Below are 21,964 nucleotides of genomic sequence, written 5' to 3' on the forward strand. Positions count from 1 at the left end.
GTTTTTTACTAAATTACATATAAACAAAAGCTTAATTTATACGTCATTTGACGTATTTTTTAAAGATACAGTTAAAATTATTTCTGTTCCTGTATTTGGTTCTGTATTTATTTTAACCTTTCCATCAATCTCACTCATTCTTTTTTCCATGTTACTCAATCCATTTCCTAATGCTACAGTTTTAATATCAAAACCAATCCCATTGTCTTTGATAGTAATTTTAAAAAAATGATCTTGTTTTTCTAGCCGAACATCAATTTTAGTAGCTTCTGCATATTTTAAAGCATTATTTATAGCTTCTTGTATGACTCTAAAAATATTCATGCCTGCTAAAGAAGAGAATGTTGTGTTTTTATCAATGTTATAATTGACTTGAAATTCTGTATGCTGAGTTGCGCTTTTTGCTTTTTCTACAAAAGATAAAATTCTTGTATGCAAATCTTCTATAGTAATTGCGGGTTTATTCATAGCCCAAATAGTATCTCTTAATTGATGAATAGTTTCTGACGTAAAAGAGCTAATATTACTTAATTTATCTTTTAATTTCTGATTGGCGTCTTTCGAGATAAATTTTAAATTATCTATAGAAGAAATAATAAAAGTTAGCTGTGACCCTATATTATCATGCAAATCTCTAGAAATTCTAAGACGCTGTTCTTGCAGCCTATTTTGAGTTTTAATGGTAGCTAAAGCATCTTTTAAGTCTACTTCTTTTTGCAATTGTTTTCTTTTAAATTGATTTTTTTTGTAAATACTAAAAAAGATTATACCTAAAACAAGCAGTGCAGCAGCTAATAAAATGGCGTATAAGTTTCTGTCTTTTATAGCAAGTTCTTTTTCTAGCAATTGCTCTTTTTGGATGGCAATTTCTTTTTCTTTTTTTGATGTTTCGTATTTTACCAAAAGCTCATTAATATCTTTTACTTTGGTTTTTTCGAAAACACTATCTTTTTTTAAATTATATTTTTCTTGATATATATATGCTTCTCTATATTTTTTTGAATCAAATTTTAATTTTGATAAATAATTTAATGCATCAATTTCAAACTCTTTAAATTTATTTTTCTTTGATATTTTTAAAGCTTGCTCTAATTGTTTTTCTGCTTTAAAATATTGCTGAGTTGCAATTAAAGGTTTAGAAAGTCCAATTTTTGCATTAGAAAGTTCATAAAGATTTTTGTCTGATTCAAATTCTTTAATTACTGATTTGTACCTATTTATAGAGGCATTATATTTTTTTAAATTAAATTCTGCAGCAGCAATGTTTACATTCATATAAGGTACATATCTTATGTAACCTAAATCTGTATACATTTTTCTAGCTTTTTTGCAATATGCTATCGCTTCAATATTTCTGTCAAGTTTAAGTAGTACAGAGCCAATATTACCAGTAATTATAGTAATACCAATTTTAAAGTCGTTTTCTTCATAAATTTTTAGTGCCTTCTCATAGTATTCTAAAACTTTTTTATATTTTTTTTGTTTCTTATATACAATTCCAATATTTACTAAAACAGCTGGAACTTGATCAAAGCTTTTCGATTTTTTTTCATAAATATTTAAAGCTTTAAAGTAATTTTTTAGAGCTTCTAAATAATTACCACTTTCATCTAAAATAATTCCTAAATTGTTATAAGAGTCTGCAATACCAACAGAATCTTTAATAATTATTTTTAAAGCTAAACTTTTCTTATGATAATATAAAGCGCTATCAATATTAGATTTTACTTGATAAACACTGCCTAAACTATTATAAGATTTTGCAATAGATTTTTTATGATTTAAGTTTTGAGCAATTTTTAATGCTTTTTTACCAAAAAATAAGGCTGTATCTGGATTAGAACTTTTATACTCCCAAGAAATTTCGTTTAAAACAGTAATAAGAGCAGTGTCTTTGGCTTTTTTTGATAAAACGATAAGGCTATCAAGTCTTTTATTTTGAGAATTTATTGATAGTGTTAAAAAAAATAAAAAGATAAAATTAAAAGAGGAATACTTGTTCTTCATAAACTGTTCAAAATAAGAAATGTTAAGCACCCTAAATTACAGAATTATTTTTATTTCTGTTCCTTTATCAATTATAGAACTTATTTTAACCTTACCACCAATTTCGCTCATCCTTTTTTCCATATTGCTTAGACCATTACCTAAATTTACATCAGTAATTTTAAAACCAATACCATTGTCTAAAATAATTGCAATAATTTGATTGTTTTCTTTGGATATGGAAACAGAAATTTTAGTTGCTTCTGCATATTTTATAGCATTATTTATAGCTTCTTGTATGACTCTAAAAATATTCATCCCTTTTAAAGATGATAAACTAAGTTGATTATTGATATTTTGATGCACTTCAAACTCAATACCTGTAGTAGCTAATTTTGCTTTTTCTACAAAAGATAAAATTCTTGTATGCAAATCTTCTATAGTAATTGCGGGTTTATTCATAGCCCAAATAGTATCTCTTAATTGATGAATAGTTTCTGACGTAAAAGAGCTAATATTACTTAATTTGTCTTTTAATTTCTGATTGGCGTCTTTCGAGATAAATTTTAAATTATCTATAGAAGAAATAATAAAAGTTAGCTGTGACCCTATATTATCATGCAAATCTCTAGAAATTCTAAGACGCTGTTCTTGCAGCCTATTTTGAGTTTTAATGGTAGCTAAAGCATCTTTTAAGTCTACTTCTTTTTGCAATTGTTTTCTTTTAAATTGATTTTTTTTGTAAATACTAAAAAAGATTATACCTAAAACAAGCAGTGCAGCAGCTAATAAAATGGCGTAGATTTCTCTGTTTTTTATAGCTAATTCTTGCTCTAAAAGACGTTCTTTTTGTTGGGCAATTTCTTTTTCTTTTTTTTCGGTTTGGTATTCTATTTCTAATTTAGAAAATTTTTCTGCTCGTTCTTTATTAAATACAGAATCTTGCAAAACATAAAATTCTTCTTGTTTTTCAAGAGATTTTTTAAAATCTTTAATTTTTTTATAGAATAGATATTCTTGTTTTAAAACGTCTCTAATTTTTTCTATGCTATTACTTTTATTGGCATGAAACGTTGCCTTTTTAAAATATTTTTTAGCTTCTGATGTTTTGTCTTCTTGGTAAGCAATGGTTGCAAGATTTGTATAGTTTGATGCTAGATTATAATCTCTATTTCTAATTAAATTGATAGCCAAAGCTCTTTTTAAAAATTGTTTTGCTTTGGCATAATTTTTTAATTTTAAATTGGTGTTTGCTATATTATTATGTATAAATGCAAAATTTAAAGAATCTTTTACATTTTTTAAATAGTTTAAATTTTTATAGTGATAAAAAAGTGCACTATCTGACTTGTTCCAGTCATCAAAATTAATTCCTATAGCATTGTTGGCATAAATTAAATATTTATACTCTTTGTTTTTTGCTTTGCTCATTACAGAAAAAGCCTTTTTACCATATTCTACTCCTTTTTCAAAAAAATTAAAATCATGATACAAAACAGCAAGGTCAGAATAGTGAAGAGAAATAAACGCTGTATCTTTTTGTTTTTTTGCTAGTTGCAAAGTAGTCTGAATTTCTTTCAGAGCATTTTCGTAATTTCCATTCCTTAAATTTTGATAATACAATCTTTCATGTACTTTTCTTAATCTATTTACAGTATCTAATTTTTGAAAAAGTGGAATAAGTTTTTTTGCATAATAATTAACACTGTCTTGCTCATTTAACTTGTTTTTTTGAAAAAGTTTAAAATAAAAATAGTTAGCAGTGTCTGCTTCAGAATTTAATTTAGCGTACGTTTTCTTAAACAGATAATTAGATGAATCTTTACTTAAATACGCGTTTAATAATTCTTTGTCAAGGTTTTGTTGGCTATTTACAGAGACACTGTAGGAACAAAAAATAAACAATGCCACCCGTAACTTTTGCTGTAGTTTCATAAGTTAGATTTCATTAAAAAATTTCACTCAAAGTAAAATTAATATCTAAAACATCTACTTTAATCGTTTGTAGTTTTTGTTGTGTGTTTTTAGATAGAAGTGCTATTTCTTGAGGAACACTTTCTAGTTGTTTAGATACTTTTTTTTCATTCTCTATTTCTCTACTTAAAACCAGTATTTTATTAGTTTCTGCTATTTTATAGTACTTGTAATTTTTTGACTTGTAGATAATTAAAGTCAATACTAAAAATAGCAGAAATAGTGATACTAGAGGTAGCAATAGAATTGGTATTATGGTTAAATTGTTTATCAATTATATATTATTTAAAATAAAAAGTTATATCATCTTGCCCAACTTCATAAACTGTAAGTGTTCCATTAGCAGTTATAACAGTTCCACTTGTATCATCTTTCATTTTCTTTGGAGATTTATGTTGCCAATACACAACTTTATTACCATTAGTATTTTTTAAAATCCATTGATGTTTATCATCTAGGTTTTTATATTCTCTTAAAGTAAAATTATAGTTGTAGGTTTTTCCACCAAACTTAATGGCAAAATAAGCCATATCTCCAGTATTTAGTTTGTAACTACTTGTTGGAGAAGTTATTTTTAAAGTACCTGTTAATTTGTACAATTTCTTTTTCATATAGGCATAATCGTAATTAAATGTTTTGCCTTTTATTATTGGAGTAGAATTGCTATTATTATAAGTAGTATTCGAATTATTTTTCTTTAACTCTTTCTTTTTAAGTGGTACAACAGCAACATTGGCAAAATTACCATGTCTATTTATAAATGTTCTGTCAAATTCTGAACTACCAGTAACATCGCCGTTTTTAAAATAAATTTCTCTGAAATAGAAATACTGATATTTTCCAGATCTATTGTGTTTTTTTATCCAATTGTCTTTTTTATCATAAACATAATCATAAGTAGAAACAGAACTAGTCTTGCCTGTAAAATAGGTTTTAGATAAATTTCCTTCTTTATCATATTCATAAGTAGTTTTAGAACTACCATATTTACTATCAGATTTATAAGACTCTTTTACGTCATCATCAAAAACGGTTACATAAGTGCCAATAATACTACCATCTTTACTATTATAACTTGTTCTGGTTTCAGTTCTTTTATCACCTTTATACGTATAACTTACTTCTGCAGTTAAGTTACCTGCTTTAGAAAAATCTTTTTTGCTAGTAACTCTCCCTTTTCTATCATTTGTGTACACAGATTTGTATTTGCTACCATCTTTATAAACAGAGGCTCTTTCAATTAAATGTCCTTTGTTATCATATTTAAAAACATATTCTGTAGAATATTTTCCTCTAGAATCACTAATATCTTTGGTTCCTGTTAACAAACCTTTATTGTTATAATTGTATAGCTTTTTAGTTGGAGAAGAATCTGAATAAGTACTGTTGTATAAGTAATAAGATTCTATTAAATAACCATCATCATTATATCTTTTAATATTGACAGATTTTTTTACAAAACCACCACTATTGGTATCATAAGTATAATAGTGTTCTATTGTTTTTCGAACATTTTTATGCAAGTTTTGAGATGCTAAGTTGTAGGCTTCTGTTTGGCTAAAACCATTAAATGAAATGGCTGTAGCTAATAGAAGTAAAATAGATAATTTTTTCATTGTTTTTGTTTTTAAGGTTACACTTTGATTGTTTTTAAAGGAGATGGTTGACTGATGTTCTAGAAACGCCAACCATCTGTAACCCTAAAAAACAATCTTAATATTTTGTTGTATACAAACTTCTAAAAATTAGGATGATAAAAAAATACGGCATCTGCCGTATTTTTTGTGTTTTTAAAGAAATTTTATTTTTTTGGAGCGCTAAATGTACCTTCTGTAATAGTTTTAGAAGAATTATTGTCATTAGCATTCAAGCCTGTAAATGAAAATGTACCAGTTATGGTGGTTGCAGTATCTCCAGTAATTTCTATGGTTCCTGTACCAATATTAAAAGTAGAAATCCAAGAAGCAACAGGACTTACAGTTCCGTAAGAAATAGAATTAACGTTTGTAAGATTATTACCAGTTTTGTAAGTACCAACACCAGTATAACTTGTAATGTTAATTCTGATATATTCTCCAGAAGAGGTAGAACCTTGCACAGCTAAAACACCATTTGTTACTATACCACTAACAGTTGCCTTTAATGAAGTCCAAGTTTTTCCGTCTACTTTTGCAGAAAGTGAACCTTCACCAGAAATTCCTAAATCTTCATCAGAGCTATTGCTGCAAGAAAAAAGGATACTTACAGAAATAAAAAGTAAAATTTTTTGTAATTTTTTCATAATATTTATTTTTATAATTAGATATTACAAATATTTAAATATTTAAAAAACAGTACAATACGTCATTTGGCGTATTTATTTTTTCTTTTTTAATTTTTTGTAAAGTATAATTAGTAAAAGCAGTATAATTATTGTTGCAAAAATTGGAATAGCGTAAATTGATAAGTAAAAAAGAAGTCCAATAGTTTTATTAGAAATACCACCAACTTTATAAGCGTTAGGTAATTTTATTGCTTCAAAACTAAAAGTTGTAAAATCTAGTTTAGAAAACTCATCTATCTGATTAAAGTAAAAGTCGCTTTTTTTTGTAACTTCTTTAAAATTAAACTTTTTTAGAGTCTTTGCATACGTAATTATAAAGTTTGGATCTGGTTTTTTGCCATAATTTGATAAAGAGAACTTTAAAATAGCGCTCTCTTTATCAAAAAATAACGAACTTGGAGAACTTGTTTTGATGTTATCAACAGAAATATTATCCATTAATTGAGTGTAAAAATTTCCTTTTTCTATGGGAGATTTCCAAAGAGATCCAGTTTCTATTAAATAAATAAATGCATTTTTTTTATCAGAATTATAACCTTCTAAAATCTTAGCGTTGTTTGTGTTTACTAAAAAGTATACTGTAAATTTTGTGATTTTATTAGGAGGAAAAGCTATTTCCCAAACATACCAATTGTCATTTTCTGTATTTGGTTTTTTGAATATAGGTGCTTCATTTCCATTAATTAAACCTTTAATTTTGTACAAACCATCAACTCTAACTTCATTCACATTATCATGAAAGTCTATATTTTCAAAAACATTATTTATTGGGTAGCCTACCTTTATTTTTAAAGTATCTGTTGCAGTATTTTTAAAGTAATAATTGCCTTTAACAGTTGCAAAACCTTTGTGTAATTGCATAAAAATATCTTCAGATTTCATCTGAATTTTTTTATAAGCAATACTATCTTCTGGATATAATAACGTAAAAGAACCAGAGCCACCAGCATTCCAAACTCCTGGTTGTGCAGAGTTTGCTATGAATAATGATGTAATTACAAACACCCCCAATAAGTAAATGTATTTTTTCATGATTATTTACTTTCGAATGGAATTACTTTTAAGGTATTAAAAGTGTTGTCGCAAATATGGAAATCTACAGGTTGTTTGTTAAAAACAGAATCAGATATTTGTTGGGCATACATTTTAAAAATAGTTTCGTAAGTTTCACTTTCTGCAGCTTCTTTTGTAGTTACCATTCTAAATTGGTAATTTCCATTTTCTTTATTCTTAGAAAGCTGAATTGATTTTTTGTTTTCATCTGCAAATTGAGAGCGTACTAAAAAATCTCCTAACTTTTCTGCATCAGCTTTTTTAACTTTACTTGTATAATAAACTTCTGTTTTTTGGTATTGTAACTTTTCTCCATAACCAGAACAAGCAAAAATTAATACAGAAAAAACAATTAATAAATAAGATTTTATAGATTTCATACTATTTATTTAATTTTCTTAAAAAAAGCATCTAAATTCTTAGTTAAAAAGGTGTTGCATGCGTTGTAAAAGCCTTCTGCAAATTTATCGCCATCAACATCTATCCATTTTGCTGTTGTAGAAAATCTATCTGCTTTAGCATCTAAATAGGTAGAAAAAGTAGAAAAAGATGTAGGTACAAAAGAACCTTGTTTTTGGTAAGCAACAATTTTTTGTTTTTTAAGTACATTATTAATTTCTACATCATCTTTAAGATTACCTGTAAAACCACCACCTAATTTTGTGGTAAATGACACATTAGAACTTGCAGGATATACATCTACAGCACCTTTTATAGATACAGAACCAAACAACTTGCCTAGTGTAGATTTCTTTTTCTTTGGTTTAACAGGAATGGAAATTGCATAGTTTTTTGCCAATCTTAAATTGGTTTTTATTTTTACTTTAGCAGCTTTTCCCTTAAACATATCACTACCTTCTTCAGAAAACATAACATATAAATTTACGTCTGCAATGATGGCATTGCCCAACTCTTTTGATAATTTGTTTTTAACAAGACCATCTCCAAACACACTTTTTTTAAGTTTTCCGTTTTTTTTAAGTCCTCTATAATAAAAGCTAAAATCTTTAGGTGCAAGTGTTATAATACCAGTGTATATTTCTTTCATATAAGGGCCAGTTGCTTTTACCCAATCTGAGTAAGCTTCTGTTTTGCCAACTTCTTCTACATCAATTAGTGTATATCCTTCATTTTTTAAACGATTGACATAGTTTTTGTAAATTTCATTTACCTTTTCTTGCATTTTATTTGCATCTATGCCACCTAAACCAACTGCAGCTCTTGCAGTTGCATTACTGGTATTTCCACCTATTCTACCTCCATTTCCACCAGCTTTAAAATCTACTGCTTCTTTATAATACTCAAAGTTTACATTAAATGAGTTGATATAAATTCGTTTAGGTGCTTTTTTAAACTTACTAGTACCAAAAGTGCTAGCTTTTACTTTTACATTTTCAATATCTTGTGCGTTCATAGCCAAAGAAGTAAAGAAAATGGCTATTGATAAATAGAATAAATTTTTCATCTTTTTGTTTTTAGGATTCTTTTACAAAATTCCAAAAAAATGAAAGTGTCTACAATACGTCAAATGACGTATATTTTATTCTGTAAAAATGATAAGTTGTTTTTTTATTGCTTCTTTAGTAGCTTTTTCATTGGCAAGTTTCTCTGCTACATAATCTAGGCTTTTTGAGTTTTCTTTGATAGATTCTAAAAATAAATCAACCAAAAGTCTTATGAGTATTAGCAATATTGCAGCTATAATACCTGTTTTGGAAAACACTATAAAAAAGAAAGAAATAATAACTACAAATTGTTGTATAAAAATGCGAACATAAGGCTTAAACATAATTTCTGAGACAGTAAATTTTTGATATTTTTTGTTATTGGTAAAATCTGTTACAAATTTTCCTAAATGTGTAAATATAATTGCTGGTAACGCATATTTTATTCCTTCTAAATTAAGAATAATTGCATAGTTTTCTAAAAGATTAAAAGGTTCTTTTATAACAGAATCTCCACCAAAGCTAAAAAGTGCAAATCCAAAAATAGATTGAATTGCTACAAAAAAACCATAATGAACTATAAAAAAAGGAATCAAACCAAAACCTTTTGATTTCCCAAATTGAATACACCAAAACATTTTTAGCACGTTAAATATACCAATGATAACAGTTTCTAAAAAATAAACAAAAAGTATTATTATTGGTGTAACTTTACCTAAATACAATAAGAAAAGTAAGTAAATAGCACTTAACCAAATAAATGCATTTTCACGAGTTGGGTATAAAATTTCTTTTAACATTGATTTTTATTTTAAAATACAAAATAAGTATGTTAATAGTATATTACAAATACGACAAATGACTTATTTTTTAAAATTTTATAAAAGGAAAGGATTCTATGATTTGTGCCTTTTTTTGTTCTAAATCTTTAAGAAACTTTTGATGCTGCTCAGATTTTTCATGAAAAGGTTTATGAGCAATTCCTTTTTGAATAATGTCTACTTCTTTCATTAAGGGTTTCGTTTCATCAGCAAACCAAGTTTCAGTAAACCTGTTCCAAATATAATTGATGGCAGTATTATTTGGGTGAATCATATCTTCTGCATAAAATCTGTAATCGCGCAATTCATCCATCATAATTTCATAAGATGGGAAGTAGTGAATGTTTTTTCTAACATCTATTATGTGATGAATTCCTGAAATTAAATGCGATTTACTTCTGGTATTTTCTATAAAACCATCTTTTAAATGACGAACAGGAGAAGCTGTAAAAAGAATATGTATATTTTTATTTACTGATTTTAAAAGTGCTACTATTGCCTCTAAATTTTCTGTAATTTCATCAATAGAAAGGATTTCTTTTAAGAATTTTTTCTGCGGAATTTTATGGCAATTAGCTACAATAGCATCAGTTTCTATAAATCTGTAAACCCAAGCAGTTCCTAAGGTGATAATGATATGAGTAGCTTCTTTAAGTTGTTTTTTAGTAGTTAAAATAGCAGTATTTAAATTGTCTAATAACTCATCTTTATCTGCAGCACTCAAAGCAGAGTGTGCATCAAAACAATGCCAACGTTCATTTTCATAAATTAAATCATCTTCTGAATATGCTTTTTCGTTGATTGCATTTGTAATTAGGTTTTCAATTGCTTTAGGGTGAAATAAAATTCCGAATGGATTTTGTAAAGTTTGGAATTTAAAATAATTAAGTTTATTGCCAATATTTTCTGAAAAACAAGAACCTAGCAGTAGTAATTTAGAGTTGTAGGTAATCTGATTTCTGGTTACTTTTTTTATGGGTATTTTTGTTTGTAATATCATGTTTTACAAAGATGCAATGTTTTTTGTTTTTTGCAAACACGTTAAGAAGTATATTTTTTTGAGCTTTTTTTGCGAGAAAAACTAATATTTCAATATTTTTTTTGTTTTAGAAATTCCTTTAGATTGATAATGCACAAAATAGTTTCCTTTTGGTAAATTTTGAATATCAACTTTTAAAATATGCTGTATTGCACTGTATTTTTGATGAGTAATTTGTTTTACAATGGCACCAATGCTATTGTATAATAAAATCTTTACAGTTTCATTATTACCTAAAAATTTAATATTTATAAACTGTATAGCTGGATTTGGATATACATCAATTCCTAACTCTGTTTGTAAAAAATCATTGGTAGAGAGTGCTGCAGAACAACCTGATTTAAATACAGGCAAGGCATCAAAATTATCAAACAAAATATTTGTAGATTCTTGTTTTGTTGCACCCAACCAATCTGTTAAAATAGTGCTGTAAATATTTCTAAAATCAAATTGCATTTGCACACCTTCTTGTTCATCTACTGCTGTATCAATTTCTGGTGCATCTCCTAAAATAGTATTATTGGCACAGGTTCCAAACATAAATAATGGTGCTGCTGTACCATGATCTGTACCCAAACCAGCATTAGAACGTATTCTTCTTCCAAATTCAGAATACGTCATTCCAATAACTTTTTTATCAATATTTAACAATTCTAAATCTTCTTGAAAAGCATGAATCGCATCAGATAATTCTTGTAGCAAAACTGCTTGTCTTCCTGTATTAGATTCTCCTTCTACAACTTGATTATCATGTGTGTCAAAACCACCTATTTGTACTACGTACACTTTTGTTTTTAGACCTCCAGAAATTAGTTTTGCAACGTTTTTTAGTTTTTCAGATAAACTTGATTCGTTATATTTAGTAGATAAATTATTTCCTAAATCAGCCGCTTTTTTAATTACACTAGCATACGCATTTGTTTGTGCAATGGTGTCATTTACAAAACTTAAAGCATTACCATAACAATTGTCAGGTATACTTCCTGTGTTAGAAGCTAAAGCAGTTCCAGGATTTTCTGGGTCTTCTAAAGCCATAGAAAAATTAGAAACATTTCCTTGGCAGGTTTCTGAAACAATTCTACCAATGGTTATTGCAAAAGGATCAGGATTATTTTCATTCGGGTAACTTTCTGGAAAAGTAGGATTGTTTTCTTCAAAAAAGCGACCAATCCAACCACTAGAAATAAAATCATTTGCATCTGAGGCAGAATTCCAAATATCTGATGATCTAAAATGAGACCTATTTTGGTTTGGGTAGCCAACGTTTTGGACAATCGCTAATTTTTCTGCATCCCAAATATTCTTTAAACCTTGCATTGCTGGATGAAATCGAGTGGTGCTATTTACAGTTAGTAAATCTGCTTCTGAAATAATAATATTAGAACGAACGCTCTGTAAATTATCATATTGATTCAAATCAAAAACGGTGTTTAAACCATCATTACCACCTTGTAATTGTATTAGAACTAAGATGTTTTCATTATCTTCTGTAAATTGATAATTCTTTGGTTTTTCATTTGCAAAAAGGGGGAACCCACTTAATGCAATTGGTAAAGATGCAGACGCAACAGAAGTCAGTTTTATAAAGTCTCTACGATTTAATGTTTTTGTCTTTTTCATCTTTACATAATTTGAAATTCAGACATTTGTACCATCACTGCAACTAAATTACGCAGTTTTTTATCTACTGATAAAGCCAGAGCTGTATTTGAGGGATCTGCAAGATAATCTGAGTATTCTATAGTCCACTCAAAATCTGGTAAACCGTCTATTAAAACTGCTTTTAAACTATCTTTTTGACTCTGAGTAATTTCATAATTAAATAAACGATTGGCTAATTCTGTAATTAAAATATTAGGGTTATTAGAATTTTGAATACTAGCTGCAATTTCTAAAACTGGTACCAAAGGCGGAACTGTATATTTTTTCTTGTTGATTTGTAGTTTTCCTCCAGTAACTAAAATTTTACAAAAATCTAATCTTTTAGGTAGTAGAAAATTATTCACCCAAGTTTTATAAAATAAGGGTTTTTGATAATACGCTTTCCAACCTGCAACATCTGGATGATGAAACAAAGATTGTCCCAAATCTGTACAGGCTAAATACATAATATATGCAAACTCATATTCTTCTTTAATTGATGATTTTGGTGCACTTGCTTTTAAAGATTTTGTAGCAGAAATCATTAAATCTAAAGGACTTTTAATCATACAGAAAACATTTTCAAAAAAATGCTGTGAAAGAAATAGCTTTTTTAAGGCTGGAGAAATATCGTAATTATGGTCTCTAATTATTTTAGCTAAAGGAATTATAATATTGGTTTCTATTGCTGAGGTAATTTCTGAATTTACAAACCAAATATAGAGCTGCCTCATAATAAATAGAGAACACTCATCTTCCTGAAAAATACGATCTATTAAATCTTTATACTCATTTTCTCCATTTTCAGAAATAACATCGTTATTAAATCTGTGAGATAAGGTTTTATTGCCTTTAGAATGTCTGTTATTTGTAAAATATGGAATTAAGGCATCTTCGTGGGTTAACCCTCTAACTCGCCAACCAGTAAGAGCTTTTGCCATTTGCACAACATCATCTTCTGTATAATTGGTGTAATCTCCATTACCAACTGCTATGCCTTTACCAATAGTAAAAAGTTCTAACAATTCTCTTGAGTAATTTTCATTAGGAGCTTTATCTGAGTTTTGATTCCCACTTAAATAAATCAACATATTTGGATTTACTGTAACCTGTTTAACCAATTCTTTAAAATTACCTAATGCATTAGTTCTTAAAAGATTAATGTATTGAAACTCTCTATGTGGGTTGTTGTTTTCTGATACAAAATGATTGTGCCAAAACAAGGTAAGTTTTTCTTTAATAGAAATACCTGCATCTTGCATTTGTAAATAAGACCAAGCATATAAGGATCTTTTTCTGAAGTTTAAAATTCTATTTCTTTCTTGATTAGTAGCAGCAATTGGCAGAGGTGCAGCATTTACCCAAGTTTCTCCATAATTGGCATCTGGGTCGTTAATTTCTCCATTTGCAGAGCCATCTAAAGTGAATTTTACTGGCGGATTTGGTAAGGGTTTAACCTCAAAAAGTTTGGCAATTGTACCTGTTAAACCTAAATTAACAGCTTCAGAAACCATTGTTTCTGTAACTCCAAAAGAAGTTCTTCTAAGCAAATGGCTAGCTTCTTTTGTTGTAAAGTTTCCAGAAAAAGTATCTAAATTAGGCATATTGTTATATGATATAATGAAAACTATTTTGTGTTATTTCAAATTTAGGGTTTTTATTTGAATTTTTTTTTTCAGTTAACAACTATTGTATTAAGACCTTAGAATTTAGAAATAGTTTAAAAGAGAGATTTTTTTTGGTCTTTACAGGTGGTTTATTTCCATTCTTCTATTAATTTTTGTAACCCTTTTTCTATGCCTAAAAAGTAATTACCATTTTTAAATTCTGGAATCATAATTTGGTCAATAACCTCTTTACATGTGTAGTTAGTCAGAATTTTTTCAGTTCCTTTTCCTGTACATATTCTAACTTTTCTTAAATTTTTACTAAAAACAATAGTTAGTCCATTATTTTTTTCTTTTAACCCAACTCCATTGTAATCGGAAAGATCTATTGCAAATTTGTTGAAATCTTCATATTTTCCAATGGAATTTATCGAAACAATAGCAATTTGATTTGTGGTGTTCTTTTCAAAGTTTTTAATTATTTCAGTTAATTTGAGTAATTCTTCGAAAGAAAAAATTTGTTCATAATCATTAACTACACCTTTAAATTTTGGTAAGTCACTTTTTTCAAAATCATGAGGTCTAAATTCTACCTTTGGAGAAGTAGTTTTTGATTTTTGCTCTTCTTTACTTATGCTTTTACAAGCAGAAAAACCAAAAAATAAAAAACTTAATAATATTAGTTTAAAAAGGCCTTTTTTCATGTAAAAATGCTTTACACCAAATAATCCACAGCTTTTTCTAAAGCTTTTGGAATTCCACTAGGGTTTCTACCACCAGCAGTTGCAAAGAAATTTTGTCCTCCTCCACCTCCGTGAATCAATTTACCTAGTTCTCTAACTACTTTTCCTGCATCATAACCACGTTCATTTGCTAATTCTTTAGAAATGTAGCAGGTTAGCATTGCTTTTTCATTGGAAGGAGCAGTTGCAAATAATAAAAATAAATTTTGATATTCTTTACCCAAACTAAAAGCTAAGTTTTTAATTCCGTTTGCGTCTAAATCTATTTTTGTTGCTAAAAATTGGACACCATTTATTTCTTGTAATTTATTTTTTAAATCTCCAGATAAATTTTGTGCTTTTTCTTTTAGCAATTGCTCAATTTGTTTTTTGAGTGATGCATTTTCTTCCTGCAAAACTTTTACTGCTTTCACAGGTTCTTTGGTGTTGTTTAACAAGTCTTTAATTTCGAAAAGCGATTTGTTATTCTCAAAATAAAAATCTTTAACAGCGTCATTTGTAATGGCTTCAATTCTTCTAATTCCAGCAGCTACTGCACTTTCAGATTTTATTTTAAAATGCCAAATATCTGCAGTGTTTTTTACGTGAGTTCCACCACACAATTCTATAGATTTTCCAAATTTAATAGCACGTACAGTATCTCCATATTTTTCGCCAAACAAAGCCATTGCTCCTTCTGCAATTGCTTTTTCCATAGGTATGTTTCTACTTTCTTCTAAAGGAAGTTTACCTGCAATTCTTCTATTCACAAAGTTTTCTACTTCACGTAATTCATCTACAGTTAATTTCGAAAAATGAGAAAAATCGAATCGTAAATATTTAGAATGTACAGCAGAACCTTTTTGTGATACATGTGTGCCTAAAACTTCTCTTAAAGCTTGGTGCAGAAGATGTGTTGCTGTGTGATTACATTCTGTTCTATAACGTTGTTTTTCATCTACAACTGCTTTAAAAGGTTCATTTAAATGCTTTGGAAGGTTTTTTGTAAAATGAATAATTACATTGTTTTCTTTTTTAGTATCTAAAATGTAAATTACATCTCCTTGTGCAGTTTCTAAATACCCTTTATCACCAACTTGTCCTCCACCTTCAGGATAAAAAGGAGTTAAGTTAAAAACCAATTGATACATTTCTCCATCTTTTTTTGAAGTAACTTTTCTGTATCTCGTAATTTTTACATCTGCATTTAAGGTGTCATAACCAATAAATTCTTCAACAGCATCATCAGCTAAAATAGTCCAATCTTCTGTAGACATTTCACTTGCTGCTCTAGATCTGTTTTTTTGCTTCTGTAATTCCTGTTGAAAGCCTTTTTCATCTAAAGTATAGCCTTTTTCTGATAAAATTAAAGCGGTTAAATCTATAGGAAAACCAAAAGTATCATACAATTCAAAAACTTTATCTCCAGAAATTTCTTTTGTTTTTGCTGATGCAATAATGCCATCTAATAAAACCAACCCTTGGTCTAAAGTTCTTAAAAAGGAAGTTTCTTCTTCTTTAATAACGTTTTCTATTAACTGTTTCTGGGCTTTTAATTCAGGAAAAGCAGCACCCATTTTTTTTGTTAAAACATCAACCAATCTATAAATAAAGGGTTCTTTTTTGTTTAAAAATGTAAATCCATAACGAACTGCGCGTCTTAAAATTCTACGAATTACATAGCCAGCACCTGTATTGCTTGGTAGTTGACCATCTGCAATAGAAAAAGCAACAGCTCTTACATGATCAGCAATTACACGAGTGGCAATGTCTTGTTGCTCGTTTTTACCATATTTGGTATGGGTAATGGTTTCTATTTCTCTAATAATAGGTTTAAAAACATCTGTATCGTAATTAGATTTTACGTTTTGTAAAACCATGCACAAACGTTCAAAACCCATTCCTGTATCTATGTGTTTATTAGGTAAATCTTCTAGAGAACCATTTGCTTTTCTATTATATTGCATAAAAACTAGGTTCCAAATTTCTACCACTTGTGGGTGGTCTTCGTTAACTAGAGTTTTGCCATCTACTTTTGCTTTTTCTTCGGCAGAACGAATATCTACATGAATTTCAGAACAAGGTCCACAAGGTCCTTGCTCGCCCATTTCCCAAAAATTATCCTTTTTGTTTCCTTTTAAAATTCGATCTTCAGATATATACTGCTTCCACAGGTCATAAGCTTCAGTATCCATTTTTAAATTATCTGCATCATCAGAGCCTTCAAAAACGGTTACGTATAAAATATCTTTATCAATTTTGTAAACTTCTGTCAATAATTCCCAAGCCCAAGCAATGGCTTCTTTCTTAAAATAATCGCCAAAAGACCAGTTTCCTAACATTTCAAATAAAGTATGATGATAGGTGTCATAACCAACTTCCTCTAAATCGTTATGCTTACCAGAAACACGCAAGCATTTTTGCGTATCTACAATCCTGTTCTTTTTTGGTGTTCCATTGCCTAAGAAATACTCTTTAAATGGAGCCATTCCAGAATTTACAAATAATAATGTTGGATCGTCTTTTGTAACCATTGGAGCAGAAGGAACTACCAAATGCTGCTTGTCTTTGAAAAAGTTTAAAAACGTAGATCTAATATCTTGTGATTTCATAAAAAAGAAGTTTCCAACACCTTTAATTGTGTTAATTTATTTTTAAAAAAAACTGCTTTAAAAAAGCAGTTGTAAAACATTTTGTAAATTAGCGAGTTATTAAAAAAGATATCTATTAAAATATCGATTTAATAAAAACAAAAATAGCATATTTACAATTATGGCAAAAGTAAAATATTATTACGATGCAGATACGCTTTCTTACAGAAAAATTGCTGTTAAGAAAAGTGATTATTATAAGAAATCTATTTTCGGAATTTTAGGAGTAATACTAATTGCGTTTATTGGTTTTATTGTTTTTAGTCAGTTTATAATGTCGCCAAACGAAAGAGCACAAAAAAGAGAGTTAGATAATTTAAAATTACACTATCAGTTATTGACTAAAAGAATGGAAGAAAGTTCTAATATTTTAGCTCAATTACAAGAAAGAGATAATAATATTTATAGAACTTATTTTGAAGCAAACCCAATACCAGATGAACAAAGAAAAGCAGGTTTTGGTGGTGTAAATAGGTATAAGAATTTAGAAGGATTTGATAATTCTTCTATGATAAAAAAACTAACCAAAGACATAGATATTTTGTCTAAACAATTGGTGGTTCAGTCTAAATCTTTAGACGAAATTGTAACTTTGGCCAAAGAAAAAGAAAAAATGTTAGCCTCTATTCCTGCAGTTTTACCTGTAAAATTAGAAGATTTAACAAGAATGGCTTCTGGCTATAAATGGAGAATGCACCCTATTTTAAAAATTAGAAAGTTTCATAAAGGGATGGATTTTACAGCACCAACAGGAACACCAATTTATGCTTCTGGAAATGGTAAAGTTATTAGAGCAGAAAGAAGTGCCACTTTTGGGAATGTAGTTTACATAGATCATGGGTATGGGTATAAAACTATTTATGCACATATGAGTAAAATGAAAGCCAGAAAAGGACAGAAAGTTAAACGTGGTGATTTAATTGGTTATGTGGGTAACACAGGACGTTCTGTTTCCTCTCATTTACATTACGAAGTGCATAAAAATGATAGAGCTTTAAACCCTATAAACTTTTATTATGGAGATTTAACTCCAGAAGAATTTGCAGCAATGCAAAAAGCAGCTGAAGAAGAAGGACAATCTTACGATTAGTTTTATGAAAAAAATAGAAAAGAGGTAAGTTACTTTTAAACTTCATTTTCTTTAGTTTTAAATACTGAATACTGAATATATGTATATAGATTTACCCGAAAAACGCTACTATAAAATTGGTGAAGTTGCCAAAGCATTTAGTGTTAATGCATCATTAATTCGGTTTTGGGAAAAAGAGTTTGATATTATCAAACCCAAAAAAAACGCCAAAGGAAATCGTTTATTTACACAAGAAGACATTAAAAATTTTAAATTAATTTTTAATCTAGTTAAAGAGAGAGGTTTTACTTTAGAGGGTGCTAAGCAAAAATTAAAAAAGAATCCAGATTCACTTTTTGATAACCAAGAAATTATTACAAGGTTGGAAGGAGTTAAAGCAGAATTGATTAAAATTAAAAATCAACTGTAACAAAACCTCTATTTATCTAACTAATATATGAATTGGTCTAATTATTCTTTACTTTCTCAAGAATATTGGGTAATATTGTATTAGAAAAATCAACAAAAATTTAAATTTAGAAATTATGAAAAAATGGTTAATTCCTGTAATAGTAATAGGTGTAATTGTATATGCAATTTACAGCTGGGCAGTAGGTTTTAATAATACTGCTGTTACTTATCAGGCTGATGCAAAAACAGCTTGGTCTAATGTAGAAAGTGCTTATCAACGTAGAAATGACTTAATTGGAAATTTGGTAAAAACTGTGCAAGGTGCTGCAGATTTTGAAAAAGAAACTTTAACACAAGTTATTGAAGCACGTTCTAAAGCAACATCTACAACTATTGATGCGAACAATTTGTCACCAGAAAAAATGGCACAATTTCAACAAGCACAAGCAGGTTTAAGTGGAGCATTGTCTAAGTTATTATTGGTAGTAGAACGTTACCCAGACTTAAAAGCAAACAAAAACTTTTTAGAATTACAAAGCCAGTTAGAAGGAACAGAAAATAGAATTAATATAGCTAGAGATCGTTTTAATGAAAAAGTAAATATTTATGATATTCATACTACTAAATTTCCAGGAAAGATATTAGCAGGAATGTTTGGTTTTGAAGAAATGGCTCGTTATAAATCGAATCCAGGTTCTGAGAATGCTCCAGATGTAAACTTCGATTTTAGCAAGAAAAAAGAATAAAATGTCTAAAGTAGAAGCATTTCTTACTGCAGCCGAAGAAAAAGAAATTATTTCTGCTATTAGAATCGCAGAGAAAAATACTTCTGGCGAAATACGTGTACATATAGAGTCTTCATCAAAAAAAGACCATTATGAACGAGCGTTAGAAGTATTTCATTTGTTAAAAATGTACAATACTAAAGATGAAAATGGCGTGCTAATTTATGTAGCTGTTACCGATAGAAAATTTGTGATTTATGGTGATAAAGGCATCAATAAAGTAGTTTCTACTAATTTTTGGAATGCTACAAAAGAGGTAATTCAAAACCATTTTAAGCAAGGAGATTTTAAACAAGGCATCATAGATGGAATTTTAAAAGCTGGAGAAGAATTAAAAGCTCATTTTCCTTGGCAAATAGATGATGAAAATGAACTTTCTAACGAGATTTCTAAAGGATGATAATGTTCAGTAGTCAGTTTTCAGTAAGCAGTTTTCAGTTGGCAAATTTGTTTAAAAAATTGTTATTTGCTTTTGTATTTATTTTTTCTTTACAAACTTTTTCTCAAGGATTTGAAATTCCCAATAAGCCTAAAAATTTAAAAGAACAAAAAGGTGTTTACGATTATATAGGGCTACTTTCTAAAAGAGATAGTACATCTCTTGAAAACAAATTAATCAAATATTCTGATACAACTTCTACACAAATTGTTGTTGCAATTATTTCTTCTACCCAAGGAGAAAATATTAATTATTTAGCAGCAAATTGGGGTGAAAAATGGGGTGTTGGACAAGCTAAAGAAGATAATGGAGTCTTAATTTTATTAGCAAAAGATGATAGAAAAATTACTATTCAAGCAGGTAAAGGAGTAGAACATTTACTTACTGATTTTCAGTCAAAAAGAATTATAGATAGAGTTATAACCCCAGAATTTAAAAAAGGAAATTATTATGCAGGCTTAAACAAAGGAGCAGATTATATTTTTAAAACTTTAAATGGCGAGTTTAAAGGAACTCGTAAAAAAAATAACGAAGGTTTTGATCCTGGAATTATTGTTTTTATCATTATTGTCTTTATCATTTTTATGCTTATTTCTAGAGGGAATAAAAATAATAATGGTGGAGGAAGAAGATACAGAAGAGGTTCTCTTGCAGACACTATTTTCGATACTATTATTTTGAGCAATGCAGGTAGAGGAGGAGGAAGCTTTGGTGGAGGTTCATCTGGAGGTGGCTCTTTTGGTGGAGGTGGCTTTGGTGGTGGTTTTGGAGGTGGTTCTTTTGGAGGAGGAGGAGCTTCTGGAGGTTGGTAAAAAATCATCCTTAATCTTACAAACGTTTTATATTTAAAATTTAATGAAAAACACATTAGTATTTTTTAGTATTCTTTTTTTAATAAGCTGTCAAAGTTCTGGACAACTTAAAGTAATTGCAGATTTACCTAAAATTTTAAACGAAGTTTCTGGTACAGATACCTCTATAGAACCTGATGTGATTTGGATGATAAATGATGGTGGAAATCAACCAAAATTATTTGCAATTTCTGAAAAAGGAAAAATAAAAAAAGAAATTTATATCAAAGCAAAAAATAATGATTGGGAAGATTTAACCACAGATAACGAAGGTAATATTTATATTGGCGATTTTGGAAATAATCAAAATAGAAGAAAGAATTTAGTAATTTTAAAAGTAGATAAAAAGTACCTAGATAAAAAAAATGCTGAAGTAGAAAAAATTACTTTTAAGTATCTAAATCAAAATAAATACCCACCCAAAAAGAAAGAATTATTTTTTGATGCTGAAGCTTTTTTTTATTTTAAAAACTACTTATATGTTTTTACTAAAAGTAGAGTAAGAAAAAAATACGGAAAAACTTTTTTATATAAAATTCCTGCTAAAGAAGGTAACTACACAGCAGAGTTAATTGGCGAATATGAAAATTGCGATAAGTTACAGTGTTGGATTACTTCTGCAGATATTTCTGAAAATGGTAAAAAAGTTGTCTTATTATCGCAAAAAAACGTACTTGTTTTTTCTGACTTTAAAGATGATAATTTTTTGTCTGGCACTGTTAAAAAAATAAAATTAAAACACCGTTCTCAAAAAGAGGGAGTTTGTTTTAAAGATGAGAATACTCTTTTAATTACTGATGAAAGAGCTCATGGTTCTGGGCGTAATTTATATGAGTTAAAATTTTAAGAACTTATTAAAATAAATTTCCATAAAAGTAGAGCCCAACCTAGCACTAAGAACAAACCTCCTAAAGGCGTAATTGGACCTAAAAAACGTAGTTTTTTGTTGTTTGCAGAAGATATTACCAAGCCATAAATTGAGAACGAAAAAAGTAAAGTTCCTATAATAAATGCATACACTATGTATGTATCCATACTTGTGCTTGAATTACTGTGAAACCCTAAAATTAGGGCTTAATGGCAAAAAATGGTTGGTAAAAACCTCTGAATCCCTTTGTAATACTGATTAAATTAAAAGTTTATTGAA

Annotated in this window: 21 protein-coding genes; 6 read left to right on the top strand and 15 right to left on the bottom strand. The window is 28.5% G+C overall.

Annotated features, from left to right (window positions below; translation table 11 throughout):
- Positions 1-36: 36 nt before the first annotated feature.
- The 14 genes from ACY2RW_RS10175 to alaS all read right to left on the bottom strand — a co-directional run bounded on the left by ACY2RW_RS10175 (position 37) and on the right by alaS (position 17,223).
- Complete coding sequence (locus tag ACY2RW_RS10175) at positions 37-2,007, bottom strand: tetratricopeptide repeat-containing sensor histidine kinase (RefSeq protein ID WP_490122617.1); 1,971 nt, start codon at positions 2,005-2,007, stop codon at positions 37-39.
- A gap of 36 nt (positions 2,008-2,043) precedes the next feature.
- Entirely contained in the window at positions 2,044-3,921 is a 1,878-nt protein-coding gene (locus ACY2RW_RS10180) for an ATP-binding protein (protein ID WP_490122618.1), read from the bottom strand.
- A gap of 13 nt (positions 3,922-3,934) precedes the next feature.
- Complete coding sequence (locus ACY2RW_RS10185) at positions 3,935-4,234, bottom strand: hypothetical protein (RefSeq protein ID WP_490122619.1); 300 nt, start codon at positions 4,232-4,234, stop codon at positions 3,935-3,937.
- 7 nt (positions 4,235-4,241) lie between these two features.
- Positions 4,242-5,576 (bottom strand): hypothetical protein, encoded by a 1,335-nt coding sequence (locus tag ACY2RW_RS10190; protein ID WP_490122620.1) that lies wholly within the window; start codon positions 5,574-5,576, stop codon positions 4,242-4,244.
- Between the two features lie 185 nt (positions 5,577-5,761).
- The gene (locus ACY2RW_RS10195) at positions 5,762-6,241 is read right to left on the bottom strand and encodes a DUF6252 domain-containing protein (protein ID WP_490122621.1); all 480 of its coding nucleotides are present in this window, start codon (positions 6,239-6,241) and stop codon (positions 5,762-5,764) included.
- Between the two features lie 75 nt (positions 6,242-6,316).
- Complete coding sequence (locus tag ACY2RW_RS10200) at positions 6,317-7,315, bottom strand: hypothetical protein (RefSeq protein ID WP_490122622.1); 999 nt, start codon at positions 7,313-7,315, stop codon at positions 6,317-6,319.
- 2 nt (positions 7,316-7,317) lie between these two features.
- A complete protein-coding gene (locus tag ACY2RW_RS10205) occupies positions 7,318-7,716 on the bottom strand; it encodes a hypothetical protein (protein WP_490122623.1) in 399 nt (132 codons plus the stop codon).
- Between the two features lie 5 nt (positions 7,717-7,721).
- Positions 7,722-8,801, bottom strand: coding sequence for a hypothetical protein (locus ACY2RW_RS10210; RefSeq protein WP_490122624.1), 1,080 nt, complete (start codon positions 8,799-8,801; stop codon positions 7,722-7,724).
- Positions 8,802-8,876: 75 nt separating this feature from the next.
- Entirely contained in the window at positions 8,877-9,581 is a 705-nt protein-coding gene (locus ACY2RW_RS10215) for a DUF6498-containing protein (protein WP_490122625.1), read from the bottom strand.
- A 70-nt stretch (positions 9,582-9,651) separates the two neighbouring features.
- A complete protein-coding gene (locus ACY2RW_RS10220) occupies positions 9,652-10,602 on the bottom strand; it encodes a GSCFA domain-containing protein (RefSeq protein ID WP_490122626.1) in 951 nt (316 codons plus the stop codon).
- A gap of 81 nt (positions 10,603-10,683) precedes the next feature.
- Complete coding sequence (locus ACY2RW_RS10225) at positions 10,684-12,261, bottom strand: T9SS type A sorting domain-containing protein (protein ID WP_490122627.1); 1,578 nt, start codon at positions 12,259-12,261, stop codon at positions 10,684-10,686.
- Between the two features lie 2 nt (positions 12,262-12,263).
- Positions 12,264-13,886: a DUF1800 domain-containing protein gene (locus ACY2RW_RS10230; RefSeq protein ID WP_490122628.1), complete on the bottom strand. Its 1,623-nt coding sequence runs from the start codon at positions 13,884-13,886 to the stop codon at positions 12,264-12,266.
- A gap of 152 nt (positions 13,887-14,038) precedes the next feature.
- On the bottom strand, positions 14,039-14,593 hold the full coding sequence (locus tag ACY2RW_RS10235) for a TPM domain-containing protein (RefSeq protein ID WP_490122629.1): 555 nt from the start codon (positions 14,591-14,593) through the stop codon (positions 14,039-14,041).
- Positions 14,594-14,604: 11 nt separating this feature from the next.
- The gene (gene alaS, locus ACY2RW_RS10240) at positions 14,605-17,223 is read right to left on the bottom strand and encodes an alanine--tRNA ligase (protein WP_490122630.1); all 2,619 of its coding nucleotides are present in this window, start codon (positions 17,221-17,223) and stop codon (positions 14,605-14,607) included.
- Between the two features lie 160 nt (positions 17,224-17,383).
- Here alaS and ACY2RW_RS10245 point away from each other — a divergent pair, with 160 nt between their 5' ends.
- From ACY2RW_RS10245 to ACY2RW_RS10270, 6 genes are all read left to right on the top strand, one after another.
- Positions 17,384-18,352: a M23 family metallopeptidase gene (locus ACY2RW_RS10245; protein ID WP_490122631.1), complete on the top strand. Its 969-nt coding sequence runs from the start codon at positions 17,384-17,386 to the stop codon at positions 18,350-18,352.
- Between the two features lie 79 nt (positions 18,353-18,431).
- Entirely contained in the window at positions 18,432-18,761 is a 330-nt protein-coding gene (locus ACY2RW_RS10250) for a MerR family transcriptional regulator (RefSeq protein WP_490122632.1), read from the top strand.
- Positions 18,762-18,876: 115 nt separating this feature from the next.
- Positions 18,877-19,488, top strand: coding sequence for a LemA family protein (locus ACY2RW_RS10255; RefSeq protein ID WP_490122633.1), 612 nt, complete (start codon positions 18,877-18,879; stop codon positions 19,486-19,488).
- A gap of 1 nt (position 19,489) precedes the next feature.
- The gene (locus tag ACY2RW_RS10260) at positions 19,490-19,927 is read left to right on the top strand and encodes a TPM domain-containing protein (RefSeq protein WP_490122634.1); all 438 of its coding nucleotides are present in this window, start codon (positions 19,490-19,492) and stop codon (positions 19,925-19,927) included.
- 2 nt (positions 19,928-19,929) lie between these two features.
- On the top strand, positions 19,930-20,778 hold the full coding sequence (locus ACY2RW_RS10265; RefSeq protein ID WP_490122639.1) for a TPM domain-containing protein: 849 nt from the start codon (positions 19,930-19,932) through the stop codon (positions 20,776-20,778).
- Between the two features lie 43 nt (positions 20,779-20,821).
- Positions 20,822-21,664, top strand: coding sequence for a hypothetical protein (locus ACY2RW_RS10270; protein WP_490122635.1), 843 nt, complete (start codon positions 20,822-20,824; stop codon positions 21,662-21,664).
- Here the strand turns inward: ACY2RW_RS10270 and ACY2RW_RS10275 are convergent.
- Positions 21,661-21,885: a DUF423 domain-containing protein gene (locus ACY2RW_RS10275; RefSeq protein ID WP_490122640.1), complete on the bottom strand. Its 225-nt coding sequence runs from the start codon at positions 21,883-21,885 to the stop codon at positions 21,661-21,663. The two genes, ACY2RW_RS10270 and ACY2RW_RS10275, sit on opposite strands and share 4 nt — an antisense overlap.
- Between the last annotated feature and the right edge of the window lie 79 nt (positions 21,886-21,964).

The organism is Polaribacter sp. 2305UL8-11 (assembly GCF_058147165.1).